The sequence below is a fragment of the Haloarcula taiwanensis genome, from assembly GCA_002844335.1.
Taxonomy (GTDB): Archaea; Halobacteriota; Halobacteria; order Halobacteriales; family Haloarculaceae; genus Haloarcula; species Haloarcula taiwanensis.
Window position 1 is genome coordinate 840,366 of sequence record CP019154.1, and the last position, 13,964, is coordinate 854,329.

General features: G+C 64.7%; 13 protein-coding genes and 1 pseudogene. 7 read left to right on the forward strand and 7 right to left on the reverse strand.

Annotated features, from left to right (window positions below):
* Positions 1 to 65 precede the first annotated feature (65 nt).
* Positions 66 to 1,391 carry an Mn2+/Fe2 transporter gene (locus tag BVU17_04420; GenBank protein AUG46799.1) on the forward strand — a complete coding sequence of 442 codons (1,326 nt, stop codon included), beginning with the start codon at positions 66 to 68 and terminating at the stop codon, positions 1,389 to 1,391.
* Positions 1,388 to 1,942 carry a hypothetical protein gene (locus BVU17_04425; GenBank protein ID AUG46800.1) on the forward strand — a complete coding sequence of 185 codons (555 nt, stop codon included), beginning with the start codon at positions 1,388 to 1,390 and terminating at the stop codon, positions 1,940 to 1,942. The genes BVU17_04420 and BVU17_04425 overlap by 4 nt, the downstream gene beginning before the upstream one ends.
* Before the next feature lie 37 nt (positions 1,943 to 1,979).
* On the opposite strand, the gene BVU17_04430 is transcribed toward BVU17_04425, so the two are convergent.
* Positions 1,980 to 2,228, reverse strand: a complete 249-nt coding sequence (locus tag BVU17_04430; GenBank protein AUG46801.1) for a hypothetical protein — start codon at positions 2,226 to 2,228, stop codon at positions 1,980 to 1,982.
* 256 nt (positions 2,229 to 2,484) lie between these two features.
* Positions 2,485 to 4,401 carry a hypothetical protein gene (locus BVU17_04435; GenBank protein AUG46802.1) on the reverse strand — a complete coding sequence of 639 codons (1,917 nt, stop codon included), beginning with the start codon at positions 4,399 to 4,401 and terminating at the stop codon, positions 2,485 to 2,487.
* A gap of 268 nt (positions 4,402 to 4,669) precedes the next feature.
* Here BVU17_04435 and BVU17_04440 point away from each other — a divergent pair, with 268 nt between their 5' ends.
* Positions 4,670 to 5,152, forward strand: coding sequence for a hypothetical protein (locus BVU17_04440; protein AUG46803.1), 483 nt, complete (start codon positions 4,670 to 4,672; stop codon positions 5,150 to 5,152).
* A gap of 290 nt (positions 5,153 to 5,442) precedes the next feature.
* Here the strand turns inward: BVU17_04440 and BVU17_04445 are convergent, their stop codons facing one another.
* The 4 genes from BVU17_04445 to BVU17_04460 all read right to left on the reverse strand — a co-directional run bounded on the left by BVU17_04445 (position 5,443) and on the right by BVU17_04460 (position 8,760).
* Positions 5,443 to 6,501, reverse strand: a complete 1,059-nt coding sequence (locus tag BVU17_04445; GenBank protein AUG46804.1) for a hypothetical protein — start codon at positions 6,499 to 6,501, stop codon at positions 5,443 to 5,445.
* A gap of 79 nt (positions 6,502 to 6,580) precedes the next feature.
* Positions 6,581 to 7,849 (reverse strand): Tat pathway signal protein, encoded by a 1,269-nt coding sequence (locus BVU17_04450; protein AUG46805.1) that lies wholly within the window; start codon positions 7,847 to 7,849, stop codon positions 6,581 to 6,583.
* 75 nt (positions 7,850 to 7,924) lie between these two features.
* Positions 7,925 to 8,428 carry an ArsR family transcriptional regulator gene (locus BVU17_04455; protein ID AUG46806.1) on the reverse strand — a complete coding sequence of 168 codons (504 nt, stop codon included), beginning with the start codon at positions 8,426 to 8,428 and terminating at the stop codon, positions 7,925 to 7,927.
* Positions 8,425 to 8,760, reverse strand: coding sequence for a hypothetical protein (locus BVU17_04460; GenBank protein AUG46807.1), 336 nt, complete (start codon positions 8,758 to 8,760; stop codon positions 8,425 to 8,427). Before BVU17_04460 ends, BVU17_04455 begins: the two co-directional genes overlap by 4 nt.
* An 81-nt stretch (positions 8,761 to 8,841) precedes the next feature.
* Here BVU17_04460 and BVU17_04465 point away from each other — a divergent pair, with 81 nt between their 5' ends.
* The 3 genes from BVU17_04465 to BVU17_04475 all read left to right on the forward strand — a co-directional run bounded on the left by BVU17_04465 (position 8,842) and on the right by BVU17_04475 (position 11,998).
* Complete coding sequence (locus tag BVU17_04465) at positions 8,842 to 9,564, forward strand: hypothetical protein (protein AUG46808.1); 723 nt, start codon at positions 8,842 to 8,844, stop codon at positions 9,562 to 9,564.
* Between the two features lie 89 nt (positions 9,565 to 9,653).
* Positions 9,654 to 10,439, forward strand: a complete 786-nt coding sequence (locus tag BVU17_04470) for a hypothetical protein (GenBank protein ID AUG46809.1) — start codon at positions 9,654 to 9,656, stop codon at positions 10,437 to 10,439.
* Between the two features lie 104 nt (positions 10,440 to 10,543).
* Entirely contained in the window at positions 10,544 to 11,998 is a 1,455-nt protein-coding gene (locus BVU17_04475; protein ID AUG46810.1) for a proline--tRNA ligase, read from the forward strand.
* Between the two features lie 17 nt (positions 11,999 to 12,015).
* Here BVU17_04475 and BVU17_04480 read toward each other — a convergent pair.
* Positions 12,016 to 12,973, reverse strand: a pseudogene (locus BVU17_04480) (patatin).
* Between the two features lie 485 nt (positions 12,974 to 13,458).
* Here BVU17_04480 and BVU17_04485 point away from each other — a divergent pair.
* Complete coding sequence (locus BVU17_04485; GenBank protein AUG46811.1) at positions 13,459 to 13,872, forward strand: histidine kinase; 414 nt, start codon at positions 13,459 to 13,461, stop codon at positions 13,870 to 13,872.
* The last annotated feature ends 92 nt before the right edge of the window (positions 13,873 to 13,964 follow it).

Below are 13,964 nucleotides of genomic sequence, written 5' to 3' on the forward strand. Positions count from 1 at the left end.
ACTGCAGAATACCACCGAAAGATATGTCGGCAGAGTTTTCAGGTGGCCTCACCCAAGCCGGAGGTATGAGTTCGACCGAGACCGTCGATAATTCGGCCGTGAGCAAGGGCACGATTGGTGACTACGTCGAGGCGATGGGGCCGTCTTGGATCGCGGGGGCAATTGCCGCTGGTCCGGCGACGATAGCCAGCCTCGTCACCGCGGGCGGCGCGTTCGGCTACAGCCTCCTCTGGGTCGTCGTCCTCTCCGCCGGGGCGGGGGCGCTGGCCCAGTATCTCGCCATGCGGCTGGGACTGCTGACCGAGCGGGGCATCGTCGGCGTCGTCGAGGACCACCTCGGTGAAACGTGGGCGTGGCTGCTTGTCGGCGACGCAGTACTTGCCGCCGGCGTGGCACAGTTGGTCATTATGAAGACCGTCGCCACGGTCTCGGCGACGGTGACCGGTATCGATGCGCGGGTCTGGGGCGTCGTCTGGGCGCTACTGCTCGCCGTGGGGCTGGCCGGCGGCGGCTACCGCTTTCTGGAACTGGGCGCGAAAGTCCTCGTCCTGCTTGTTGTTGTCGCGTTCGTCGCCAGTCTGTTCGTCGTGCCCATCGACGCCGGCGCGGCGGTGACCGGACTGATACCGTCCGTCCCCTCCGGGAGCGCGCTGGTCGCGGCCGGCATCCTCGGCGGTGCGGTCCACATCACGCTCATCACGATGCACTCCTACACGATGCGGGCGCGGGGCTGGACTCGCGACGACTACGACATCGCGACGGTCGACGTGGGGGCGTCGATGTTCGTGGCCTTCGGCGTCTACAGCCTCGCCATCTTCCTGGTGACCGCGAGCGTGCTGACCTCCGGCGACCTCACGACGGTCGGCGCTGCGCAGGCGCTGGGCCCGCTGGTCGGCGACAGCGCCCGCTGGCTGTTCCTGCTCGGTCTGTGGGGCGCTGCCGTGTCGACCCTCGGCGGCAACACCATCGTCCCGCCGTTCCTGCTGGCCGACAAGCTCGGCTGGGGCACCACCATCGAGGACAGCCGCTACCGCGGACTGCTGGTCGCCGTCGCGTTGCTGTCCGCGCCGGGGGCGTTCATCGGCGGGAACGTGCTGGGCCAACTCGTCCTCGTGCTCGCGCTCGGGACCGTCGGCACGCCCTTCGTAATCGCCGTCGTCCTCTATCTCCTCAACTCCGACGCGGTCCCGGAACCGAACTCGACGCTCGCCAACGTCGGCGGGCTGGCCCTGCTCGCGGTCTCGGGCGGGCTCGCCGGGAACTTCGTCGTCGAACAGCTCGGGGGCGGCGTCGGCCCGCTGTCCGGGTTCGTGCTGGCCTTCGCCGTCGCGCTCGGCCTCGCCATGGCCGGCCTCGGCGGGAAGTTCCTGCGGGAGGAACTCCTCGCGTGACCGGCGTCGAGATCCCGCTCTCGGGGTCGACGCTGGTCGTCGGCCCGTCGAACGCCGGCAAGACGCGGACGACCGCCAGCGCCCTCGACACCTGGCTCGACCGTGAGGGGTCCGACGGCGTCGTCGTTCTCGATTTTGCGCCCGAACTCCAACGCGACGGGACCGTCCTCGGCGGCCGCCTCGACCGATTCACCACCGTGCCGGAGTCGGTCTGGGTCGGCCGCATCGACGCCAGCGCCCCCAGAGCCGAAAGCGAGACGGCCGACGGGGCGGTCGCGCTCGCCCGGGAGAACGCCCGGCGTGCCAGGCGACAGATGGATGCGCTCCCGGCCAACCCGCGGGCAGTGTTCGTCAACGACGCGACGATTCCGTTCCAGCACGAGGCCGCTGCGGTCGACCGGCTCACCGCGTACTGCGACGGGGCGGACGCCGCCGTCCTCAACGCCTTCGACAGCGACGAACTGGGCGTCGACGACCCGGTCTCGCGGGCCGAGCGGGACGCCCTCAACCGGCTCCGGCGCTGGGCCGACCGGACCGTCGACCTGTCGTAGCGGCGGTCAAAGCCGGACCGAATGGGTTAGCGGCTGGCTACGACCCGCCACGCTTCCGGAACCAGACACGCTCGCCGACCGGGCTCTCGTTGTCACCGATGTCCAGCCGACTGATAAACAGGTCGCGAACGGCCATGGTAACGACGAGTTCAGTTGGCTCGCCGGACTCGTTTTCGACGGTGACGACACAGTGGCCGTCTCGCTCCGCTAGCTCGGCAATTGTGCCGACCGTCCAGCGGTCGCGGTGGTGTGACGGTTCCTGGGCGTGAATTCGGTCGTGATTCATGAGGACTGCTCCGAGTTATCTCAGCGGTTCCACTCGTAGAACCACCATGCTCCACCGAGCACCATCAGGCCGATTCCGAGTGTCGACGTCGCAGGCTCCGGGATGATAAACAGCACGAGTCCGATGAGCACCATCCCGACCGGTTCGAGTTCGTCGAGATACTGGGTGATGTCCATACGCGGTGGTTCACCCGCCTGCCGTATAGAGGTTCGTCTGGCTATCGGGGAGTGAGAATGAACCGGGAACAGCAACTGGCTCAGCGGAAGCGGAACGTTTCGAGGTTCTCCGGCGCGAAGGTCCGAATGTTCTGGTCGTGGTACAGCGACGAGGAGAGGTCCTGTGTCGCCGATTCGTCGCCGTGGACACAGAGGATTTTCTCGGGCCGAGGGTTCATCGTCTTCACGAAGTTCTCTAGCCCCTGGCGGTCGGCGTGGCCGGAGAAGCCGTCGACCGTCTCGACGGTCATCTCCAGCGGGACCGTTTCGCTGCGCCCGCTGCGACCGACGGGCACCTCGTCGACACCGCGCTGGACTCGGTTGCCGAGCGTCCCCTGTGCCTGGTAGTCGACGAAGGTAAGCGCCGAATCCGGGTCGGGGCCGAGCTGTTCGAGCCAGGACATGACCGGGCCGCCGGTGAGCATCCCGGACGTAGAGAGTATGATACAGGAATCGCCGTCAGCGATTTCAGCCCGTTCCTCGTCGCCGCCGTCGATCGGGTTGAACTGGTCTGCCAGAAACGGGTTCTCGTCTTCGTCGAAGATGCGGTCCTGCAGGCCGTCGCGGAGATACTCGGGGTAGGTCGTGTGAACGGCTGTCGCCTCCCAGATCATCCCGTCGAGATGGACCGGCATCTCGGGGATGTCGCCGTTCCGCATTGCCTCTTCGAGGACGAGCATGAGTTCCTGCGACCGCCCCGCAGCGAAGGTCGGAATGAGGACCTTCCCACCACGGTCGTAGGCGTTCTGGATAATCTGCTTGAGCTTTCGCTCCGAGTCCTCCTGGTCGGTTTGGTAGTCGTTGCGGCCGCCGTAGGTCGACTCCAGCACGAGCGTCTCCACTCGCGGGAAATCGTTGACAGCGCCGTCGAACAGGCGCGTGTCGTCGTAGTGGATGTCACCGGAGAAGGCGACGTTGTACAGGCCGTCGCCGACGTGGAAGTGACACACCGACGAGCCGAGGATGTGGCCGGCGTTGTGCAGCGTCAGCTTGATATCGGGCGCGATGTCGGTCACGTCGCCGTACTCCAGTGGGATTGTGTGTTTGATCGCCTCGCGGACCATCTCGGAGTCGTACGGCGGGGTCCGGCCGTCGTCCGCGGCGGTGTCGAGGTAGTCGAGCGTCAGCAGTCCCATGAGGTCCCGCGTCGGCTCGGTACAGTAGATGGGCCCGTCGTAGCCGTACTCGAACAGCAAGGGGACCAGCGCGGAGTGGTCCAAATGCGCGTGGGTCAGGACAACGGCGTCGATACCGTTGGTCCCGGCCCCGAACGCCTCCGGGATGTCCAGATACGGCTGCTCGCCGTTCGCGCCGGGCTTGTTCCCGCAGTCGATGAGGATTCGCGTATCCGGCGTCGAGAGGATAAACGCGGTGCGGCCGACTTCACGACAGCAGCCAAGCGTCGTGATGCGGACGTACTCGTCGTCGGACATCGGCTCGCGGTGGATCTGCCGGCCGACGCGTTCGAGGATGTCACGACGGTCTTCGCGCTCTTGCTTGAGGAAGTTCCGGACGTTCTCGACCGTCGAGGACTCGATTGGTGGCGTTCGAACGACTTCGGGCGTCCACCCGACCTCCTGTGTGATCTCACGCAGGGTCGCGCCGCGCCGGCCGATGACGACGCCGGGCTTCTGTGCCTGAATGACGACTTCGCCGGTATCAGCGTGGAAATTCAGGTCCATGACGCCGGCCTCCTCGGGGATAAGTTCCCGAATCGCCGCCTCGGCCTCGGCTGGCGGGGCCAGAACGTCCGGGTCCGGGCGAACTGTGATGCGTTTGCGGAGTTTCGACGCGAGCCGGCGAACGAGGTCGCTGTTCGCGGCGAACTCCTTCGGGTCCCGCGTGTATATGACGAGTTCCGGTCCCTCGTACGTGACATCCGAGACGGAGATACGGCGCGGGACTTCCTCGTCGATCGTTGCTTTCACGTCTTCGAGTTGCTTGTCTACAGTGCTCATAGCTCAAAACGGGGAGTCATCCCGGTAGCGGGGCCGTCCACGGCTGGCGCGGGCCGACCTGGTGCCGCGGGATGTACGCTCTCTAATAAAGTCATCAGTTATCGGTGAGTTGCCTCCGGACGTGGAGAGATGTCCGGAAAACCGTCCTCTATTTCTCAGTATTCCCCTCGTGTTATAAAAGCCTTCGCAATACGGAGGTCGGACCTGTCCCACAGTCGCCGTTGCGCGCGCCCACAAGCGGTAAGCGGCCTCCACGTCAGATGCCGACATGCGACTGACACCTGAAACCGTCGACGAGGAGTACAAGCGGGTGCAGGACCGGGCCAGCGATGTCGTCCCGCTGATAAACGACACGCGGGCCCACCTGGGTTCGCAGTTCGGCGTCGACGTTGATATGCTCACAGACGACGCTTACACGGCCGCCATTGACGAGGTGTTCGCCGACGGCGACCGGGCGGTCAACGTCGCCGCGCTGGTCCGTTTGCTCCGAACACTGGACGTTACAGGCGATTACCCGGGCTTTGTTATCGACGAACTCCTTGGCCGCGAGTTAGCGGCGATGATTGCCGGCGAGCAGCCGCTCCGACTGCTCGCGGAAGCGACCTTCCACGTCGCGGACGTGCGAACCCACGGAGCCGATACAGCGACCGCAGGCGCTGACGATCTCGATGCCGCGCTCGCGGCCGGGGTCCAGACGCGAGTCCCGGGCTGGCCGTGGCAACAGGCCGAGAGTCCGTTCGGTGTCGAATGAGGTCGGCCTTGTTGCGTGTGTCCCCATCAGGTATTGCCGTCATTTGCGCCGCACGCTACTGAGATTGACTGAGGGAAACTATCTTAGTGATAGCTGAGAATTATATCTCAAACAGATAATAGCCTCTGATGTCTAACTCCAAAATCCCTGGACAGTGCCCGAGGTGTGGCTCGGTGAACGTTACCGTAATCAAGGTGGCACCGTCGGACCACGACCGCGGTGACGGATGGGCGACCCGCACGGAATGCGACGACTGCCAAGACTACGTCGAATGGATTGACTGATTGTGGTCAGGCACCCGAAAATGAGAACGACGGCGTTGTCAGGAACGCCGTCTCGTACCCCTCGTGACGGGACACCTGCGGCGGGGCGACGACGTCGACGCCGACGGACGGTTCCTCCACTGTCGTCTCGACGACCGCGCCGTAGTGGTACCCGAGGTCGGGGTGGACCGCGGCGGTCAGCGCGTCCTCGAACACCGTGTCGCCGTCGGCCTCTACGGTTCCGTCGAGAGACATCATCGGCAGGGGAACGCGGTTGTACGGCGTCCGGGCGGACACGGCGAGATACGACTGCCCTTCGGTGAGGAACGCGGCGTCCTGCAGCCACATGACGGCGTAGACGCCGTCGCTCCCCTTGTCCGTCCCGAGGACCGTCCCGGGCAAGGCCGACACTTCGGGGACCTGCGAGGTCGGCATCATGTCCATGTTCATCAGGTCGACCGCCGCGCGTTCGCCCTGTGTGTCCGGGAACTCCTCGAAGGAGAGTTGGTCGCGGGTGCTCTGTGCGAAGTCGAATTCGACTGTTGCCTCGCCGGCCTCGTCGAATCGGCCGTCGAAGGCTCCGAGCCTCCGCTCGTTCATGCCGTTGACGCGGACCGAGAGTTGATAGACGCCGTCGCCGTCGAGCGCGTAGTTGTCGCCGTAGTGAAAGCCCATGTTCTGGGAGATCATCGGCCACGGGGATTTGTCGGCAACCGTCTCGCCGCCACGCTCGATGGTAATCGAGAGCCCGGCCGAAACCGGGAGGACCATCTCGGTCTCGGGGTCCCAGACGGTCGCCATCAGGTGGATGCTGTCTTCGCTCCGGATGGTGACCTTTTCGGCCGTCGTCCCGGTGACCGTCCAGAAGCGGTGAGGAAAAGAGTAGCTCAGTCCGACCATGTACTCACCCGCCTGTGCCATCCCGGCCATTCCCATCCCCTCGGCGTGGGTAGGGCGGTACGTGGCATCGGGTCGGTTTTCGACCAGCGGTGGGGCGCGTGTCGACTGGGAACTCAGCGAACCACACCCCGCCAGGACCGTCGTGCCGGCGAGGCCGGTACTGGCGAGGAACTGTCGGCGATTCATGAACCGCCTTTCGGTCCTCATCTGAAAGACCGTTCTGGTACGGCGGCCGAAAGCCGGACTGTGTGGCTCCGCCTCCCGCTCACGCGTCCGGGTTCGCTGGCGGCAGGGACCGTAGCGACCGCGGCGGGAGCAGGTAGTTCCCGCGCCGCGTGACTGTCATGTACTGGAGAATGCCGTTGTTCACCTGCTGACCGACGGCGGACTCGTTAGCGACGTCCGTTCCGTTCATCGCCTGTTTCGTGGCGACGAAGTCGGCGATAGAGCGCTGCAGCGAGAGGAAGTGCAGTCCCGCTTCGCCGCCGTCGGTCGAATCGAAGTCCCGGCGGAGAATGGTCGGTGTCCCGTCCTCTCTGACGCGGGACATCTTCTGTGCGTGACCGACGACGCCCTTCCGACGGCCGCTGTCGACCACGTCGTCGGGACACTCGCCGGCACCGTTGTCGGTGCCGAGGTTCTCGCCGACGCCTTCGACCTTGTCCTCGGCGGCGTGGGCCGGACAGAACATCTTCGAGACGCGCTGGCCCCGGGAATCCTGTTCGTACCACTGCTGGAGTTGCAGCCGGATCTTCGAGAGGTGCTGTGTCGCACCGCCGGCGAACGGTCCCGAATCGACCGTCACTCGGTCCTCGGAGGCCTGGTTTTCCTTGAACCCGGACTTGAACCCCATGAACAGCGGAGCCTCGTCGGGGACCGGTTCGGAGTCCGGAATCCCGTCGACGTCCTGATTCTCGGCGGGCAGGCCAGCCCCGACGAACCCCGTGCGGCGCTCCGCCTCACGGAAGACGCCCTCGAAGGTCGCGCTCATGTCCTGGTCGTTGGCGCTGTCGCGGTTGCCTTTCAGCGCCTCCTCGGCCTCGATGACGACTCGCTCGTCGTCACTGGCGAGATGCAGGAGCGCGTCGGGCGTGTCGAGTTCGGGGTCTTCGAAGGGGGCGAGCGCCATAGGCTCTGGCAGGTCGACGCCAGCCACGTCGGCATCGAAGCGGTCGAAGTAGGCCGGGCTGTACCCGAGCGTGAACAGCAACCCTTCGTTGCTCCATTCGTAGGCCCGCTCGAGGTCCCGAAGCGCCGCTTCGACCTGCTCGCGGTCGCTATCCGACGGTATCCCGTCCTCAGTGTAGTCCAGTAGCAAGAGGACGTGGTGTCGCGACAGCCGACGGTTCCCCGCGTCGTCGGTCGCCAGCGACGCGTCCCATGCGTGCTGGCGGTCCGGAAGCGACGCGGGGTCGTCGGTTCCCTCGGGTATCGTCCCTGACCCGCGGTCGAGACAGGCGGCCAGCGCCGCGGTGCCGCCGATGGCGACGGCGCTCTTGGCGAACTCGCGTCGGGAAATCCCGCGTTCAGTCATCACCCACTCTATGGCCTGCTTGTCCAATTGGATTGTGGTACGGGACTCGAAAGCACCCCTGTCCGGGCAGTTGAGCTAGCCGCCCTCGAAGAGGCGGTCGAGTAACCGGGTGAAGCGGTCCGACAGGCGGTCCGAGGCCGTGGGGTCGACCGCCGCGAGCAGTTCGACAGTCGAGTCCGGCCGGCAGAGCGCCAGCGTCACTCGTCCCTCGCTCCGGCGCTTCTCGACGATATCGTGCTCGGTCAGGCTGCTGAGATGGTGTTCGAGCGTACTCCGCGCGATGTCGAGGTGGTCAGCCACCTCCTCGGGGCGAGCGGTTTCGCACTCCATGAGCGCGACGAGAATATCTCTCGCCGTCTCCCGCTGGAAGAAGGCGATGGCGTGGCGTTCCCAGGGGTCGAACGACGTCGTGTAGTAGTGTGTCCGTCCGTTGACCGACTCGCTGTGTACGCGGTCGAGCCGAGCCAGATGGTACTGTACCTGTCCTGTTGCGAGGTCCAGCGCCCGCGTTAGCTCTCGGAAGTGGACACCTGGATTGGACTTGATATGCTGGTAAATCCGCGCTCTGGTATCGTTCATAACCCCTCCTCGTCGAGGCGCTTCTCGACTGTTCGCGCGTAGTACACTGCACCGAGGACGAGGGCGACGAAGAGGGTATCGAGCACGTGTTCGAGGAAGTGGTGTGTCGGTCCCGAGACCAGCGAGAACCCCGACAGCAACGCGACGAGCGGGCGGGCAAACAGCGCGGTGAGCGCGAGCGAAATCAACAGATACGCACGCGTCCCGCGCTGTCGGTACGCGGCCAGGGCGAGCCCACACAGGACTGCTCCGGCCACAGCAGAGAGGACAACGACGGCGGCGATGTCCCCGCTCCCGGTGCCGAGGTGGCCCCAAGTACTGAGCAGTTGCATCAGATATCCACTTCGGAGCCACGACGCCTCAGTCGTTCGGTTTTGCGCGACTTTTTTATCGGACCGCTGAGATGTGGCGGTATGGACTGCATCGGCTTCATCTGCGAGCCTGAACACCCGGTGTTCGGTGCCGTCGCAGAGCGGCTCTCCGCTCGGGGGTTCGATGTCCAGTTTCTCCGCCCCGGAAATCCGGTGGCCAAAGCCGATATCGACGACCTGGCTGCGCTTGTCAACACGACGCTTCGGCCCGAGTCGTTCAGCGCACTGTGGTACGCTGACAGAACCGGTACCGAGACGTGGAACGGCTTCCTGCCGACGACGGCGCTCGCCTGTCGGCTCGTTGCCCTGCACGGACTGGAGCAGGTCGGCTGTCGGGTCCCGGCCGTCTGGTTCGAGAAGCCGGACTGTGACTACACTGCCCGGACTCGGTACTCGTGGGACGGTGTGCCAGCGGACAGCGACGAGGGCGATTTCTATCAGGCCTGTGTTCGGGAGGAACCGGTCGAGTACAAGTACTTCGCCGTCGACGACGGCCGCGAGACGCACCTGCGGGCGATTCGGGTCCGGTCGGAGGTCACCGGGCTGGACCGCGTCGTCAGCGAGGAGACCGTCGAGGTGACGCTCGCGGCCCGGGTCCGGGAGCTGCTGGACCGCTTCGGCGCGCGCGCACTCAGCGTCGAGTTCGTCGAGGGCGAGTCGAAAGTCTACGCACAGGCCGTCGACCCCGCGCCGGGGTTCGCCGGGACGGGGATGGAGCGCCGCGTCGCCGACTCTATCGCCTCGCTGACGACAATCGGGGCCTGAACTCCTGTGTCCGCCGCCACCCCTCGGCTGGTGTTGACAGGGCACAAGACTCTACAGGCGCACCGACGTGGTAGCGACCGGAGCTTCACATGAGCACGTTCGTTCATCTCATTGCGGACTACGGCCCGGCCGACCCGGCCTTCTCGGAGGTCGTCCACCGCCTCACCGCCGCCGACCCGACGATGACTGTCCAGTCGAGCGAGGTACAGCCGTTTTCGACGGTCGCCACCGGCTTCTGGATCGCGCAGCTCGGTGTCCACAACCCCGCCTTCGACGACCTGCTGATTTACTCGAACACGGCACCGCGAACGACGGAATCAACGCCAGAACGGGCCGATACCGGCGGCCCACTGTGCTATCTCGAACTGGACAACGGCGTTCCTGTCGTTGCCGTCGACGCCGGCTACAACCTCTCGTTTGTCGCCGACCACGCCACGACCGTCCGCGAGGTCGAACTGCCGGCCGACACCGGCCAGTTCCGATCGCGAGACCTGTTCCCGCGTCGCGTCGCCGAGATAGCCAACGGGGACCGCTCGTCGCTGGGCGCGGAGCGGTCGCTTGCGGACGTGCCGGCCCCGCCCGAGTCCGTAGTCTGTCACGTCGACGGCTACGGGAACGTCAAGACCTCGATTCGGACCTCGGTGTTTGACCCGGGAAGCGACACGGTCGTCGTCGAACTCAACGGCGAGTCCCGTGAGGTCGTCGTCAGAGAGGCCGTGTCGGACGTTCCGGAGGGGTCCCTCGCTATCGTCCCGGGGTCGGCCGGCGGTGGCGACCCGTATCAGGAGCTGTTCCTGCGCGGCGGCTCCGCGGCGGCGGCCTTTGGCCAGCCGGAGTCGGGCGACGAACTCACAGTCCAGTCGGTGCGGGATTGAACCCTCGCTGGCACACGGCACGGTGCGGACCCGCTCCGGTCGGTGTGCCAGCGGCTCACCACCCTTCGGGGAGTTTATTAGCGCCCTGGGCCAGGACACACCTAATGAGTGGCGAGCAGGAACTCGGTATCACCGAGAGCAAGGAGCATTCACCCGGCGAGTGGTACGCCGAGGTCGTCCAGAAGGCAGGCCTCGCGGACTACGCCCCCATGGGCGGGTTCATTGTCACGCGTCCACGCGGCTACGCTATCTGGGAGCGTATCCAGAACAACCTCGACGGCTGGTTCAAAGACACCGGCGTCCAGAACGCATATTTCCCGCTTTTCATCCCTGAGAGCTATCTGGAGAAAGAGAAGGACGTGGTCGAGGGGTTCGACCCCGAGGTCGCGTGGGTGACCCACGGCGGCCACGACGAACTCGAAGAGCGTCTCGCTGTCCGGCCTACCAGCGAGTCTATCATCGCGCCGTTCATGGCGCAGTGGACCCGCTCGCACCGAGACCTCCCGATGCGGCTGAACCAGTGGTGTTCGGTCGTCCGGTGGGAGGCCACCGAGACCAAGCCGTTCTTCCGCACCAAGGAGTTCCTCTGGCAAGAGGGCCACACCGCCCACGCCGACGAGGACGGCGCGTGGGAGGAGACGATGACCCGGCTGGACCAGTACGCCCGCCTCTACGAGGAGGTCATGGCGATGCCGCCGCTGAAGGGCCGCAAGCCGCCCCACGACAAGTTCCCCGGGGCGCACACGACGACGACCATCGAGACGCTGATGCCCGACGGCAAGACCGTGCAGGCGGCCACCTCCCACTACCTCGGGACCTCCTTCGGCGAGGCCTTCGACATCACCTACGCCGACGCCGACGAGGAGGAGAACACCGCCCACACCACCTCCTGGGGACTGTCCTGGCGCGCGATGGGCGCGCTCATCATGACCCACTCCGACGACCAGGGGCTCGTGCTCCCGCCCGCGCTCGCCCCCGACCAGGTCGTCGTCGTCCCCATCTGGCAGGAGGACAACAAGGACGAGGTCGTCGACTACGCCGCGGACCTCGCCGCAGAACTCGACGAGGCCGGCGTCCGCGTCGAACTGGACGACCGCGAACACCGAAATCCCGGCTTCAAGTACAACGAGCACGAACTCCACGGCGTCCCGCTCCGGGTCGAAATCGGCCCCCACGAGGTCGAGGACGGCGAGGCGACGCTCGTCCACCGACCCGACGGCGAGAACGCGACTGTCGACCGCGAGGACATCGCCGAGACGGTCGAGGAGCACCTCGACACCGTCCACGCGAAGCTCTACGCCGACGCCGAGGAGACGCTGGAGGGCGAGATTCGCGAGGCCGAGTCCCGCGAGGAGATCCTCGGCACCATCGGCCAGCACGGCGGCTACGTCAAGTGTGGCTGGTGTGGCGACGAGGACTGCGAGGAGCCCATCAAGGACGCTATCGCGGCCGAAATCGTGATGGTCCCGCTGGACCGCGACGAGGAGCCGATTCACGACGACTGCGCTATCTGCGGCGAGGAGGCCGAGGAGACAGCGTACTTTGCCAAGAGTTACTGACTAGGCGGTTCGGCTGCTTATTTCGGCAACCGATCCAGAAACGCGTCGGCCTCGGCTCGGCCCGTTTCCATGACGGCCTCGATGAACCGAGGGTCGCGGTCGCGTTTCGAGGCTGCTGTCAGCTTCGTATCAAGCACCAGTCGACGTATTCCACGTGTTTGAAAGCCTCCGGGAGATACTCCTGTTCGATCCAGTCGTTGACTTTCTGGACGAAGAACAGCTCCTGATTCAGCGAGAGATTCCCGGCTAGTTCCTGCCGACGGTCGGTGATCTCTGCCAGCGATGCCGGACGGTCGTCGCGGGTCTGTGGCTCGATCTGGATGACCGATATCTCGTCCGGTTTCGGTCGGTTGCTGGTCAGGAACTCCCGTATCGGTGGGTTCTGTGAGAACAGACCGTACCAGTGCCAGTGGCCGTTCAGCTCGACAGCCTCGTACAGCAGCGGGAACGCGGCCGAGGCAAGCACTGCCTTCGACGTGACGGTAGCATCGGTGAACGTCTCGAACACGCCGCTGTTGACGGTGACCGTGCCGATGGTTACGTGTGGCGGTGCCTCGTCGGTGAGGTTGTCGAACTCGTCGAACGCGATGTGGCGGTCAGCAGTGACAGGTACCAGTCGTGGCCGACCGCGCCAGGCGTCGCGTAGGGCGAGATATCGGCCGCGGGGAGCATCCGGTTCTGCAGTCGCTTGTGCCACACGAGAGATTCGTTCAGCAGGAATGAGGGCGGTGTTGTTGCGGCGACATCACACCAGACATCCTCGAGTAGCTCCCCGGCATGGCCGGGGCCTTCACTGAGCAGGCCGTACCAGGCCGTGACCGCACACAGAGCACCGCCGGAGGTGCCACTCAATCCCACGAGATTGTACTCGGTGTCGACCGCTGGCAGGAGTCGTTGCAGCGCACCGGCGGTAAACGCACTGTGGCTGCCGCCGCCCTGACAGGCGATGGCGACGCTGGGGCCATGACCAGACATGGTTTAATTCATATACGAAGAGCTTGCATAGATAACTGCCGGCCCACCGATACTGCCGGCTGTGTGCCCGTGAAATATGTTGCTACCGAGAGGTGGCACGTCTCTTCATGACGGCACAGCCAGTAGTATGAAGGAAGGATGGGGTCGGGGAGCGTGTGACATTTTCCTCCGTGCCCCCGATGACCACTGCTGGCCCTATGTATATAAATCGCCGTCAGACTAGGGTCATACAAACGCCAAACGGCGAACAGATACCGTCGTGGGAACTACGATTCAGCCAACCGCTTGCGACGGCGACGGGACCTCGACAGCCCCGTGATGGTCGAGCAGTCGGCACGGGCAATCGGAGATAGCTGGCAACTTCTTGAACGGCGGATTCATCGCAGTGACCGAGCATATTAAGACCTTATATATTCCTCAGGTGGTGGAATCGACAGATATCCGGAACCAACACGGTTATATCAAGTCCCATGTTATCGACTGGCATGGAAGACGTGTTTGTCGGACGGATTATGTCATCGCCTGTCACCACTGTTGCCGCCGATGCGAACGCGAAAGCGGTCGCCAAGCGGATGCTCGACGAGAGCATCAGTTCTGTTGTTGTCGTCGACGCTGACGGAGAGTTGCGGGGGACTCTCACCTCCACAGACTTCGTCGAGATCGCCGCGGAGGGCGGCGATACGACGGGGCTAGCCGTATCTGACTACATGACGACGGACCTGGTTACAGTAACAGCAAACGACTCCGTCGAGGCGGCCGCAAGTCTGATGCTGGACCATACTGTCCACCATCTCCCGGTCGTCGACGAGGCGGAAGGTGTCGTCGGAATGTTGACGACAACTGACATGACGGCATACGTTTCGGGCATCGAGCAGTCATCTGCACCCGTGCTCGGTTGAACACCGTGTAAACCGGCAGCCATCGGACAACGGTTTATAAATGATGATACAGTTCAAACAATCATGATGAATATATACTCCCTAATGTGGGG

Bases quoted from the DNA above. Each gene is read 5' to 3' on its own strand.
- BVU17_04420 (AUG46799.1), top strand. From the start codon at position 66: ATGAGTTCGACCGAGACCGTCGATAATTCGGCCGTGAGCAAGGGCACG.
- BVU17_04430 (AUG46801.1), bottom strand. From the start codon at position 2,228: ATGAATCACGACCGAATTCACGCCCAGGAACCGTCACACCACCGCGAC.
- BVU17_04435 (AUG46802.1), bottom strand. From the start codon at position 4,401: ATGAGCACTGTAGACAAGCAACTCGAAGACGTGAAAGCAACGATCGAC.
- BVU17_04440 (AUG46803.1), top strand. From the start codon at position 4,670: ATGCGACTGACACCTGAAACCGTCGACGAGGAGTACAAGCGGGTGCAG.
- BVU17_04445 (AUG46804.1), bottom strand. From the start codon at position 6,501: ATGAATCGCCGACAGTTCCTCGCCAGTACCGGCCTCGCCGGCACGACG.
- BVU17_04450 (AUG46805.1), bottom strand. From the start codon at position 7,849: ATGACTGAACGCGGGATTTCCCGACGCGAGTTCGCCAAGAGCGCCGTC.
- BVU17_04455 (AUG46806.1), bottom strand. From the start codon at position 8,428: ATGAACGATACCAGAGCGCGGATTTACCAGCATATCAAGTCCAATCCA.
- BVU17_04460 (AUG46807.1), bottom strand. From the start codon at position 8,760: ATGCAACTGCTCAGTACTTGGGGCCACCTCGGCACCGGGAGCGGGGAC.
- BVU17_04465 (AUG46808.1), top strand. From the start codon at position 8,842: ATGGACTGCATCGGCTTCATCTGCGAGCCTGAACACCCGGTGTTCGGT.
- BVU17_04470 (AUG46809.1), top strand. From the start codon at position 9,654: ATGAGCACGTTCGTTCATCTCATTGCGGACTACGGCCCGGCCGACCCG.
- BVU17_04475 (AUG46810.1), top strand. From the start codon at position 10,544: ATGAGTGGCGAGCAGGAACTCGGTATCACCGAGAGCAAGGAGCATTCA.
- BVU17_04485 (AUG46811.1), top strand. From the start codon at position 13,459: ATGGAAGACGTGTTTGTCGGACGGATTATGTCATCGCCTGTCACCACT.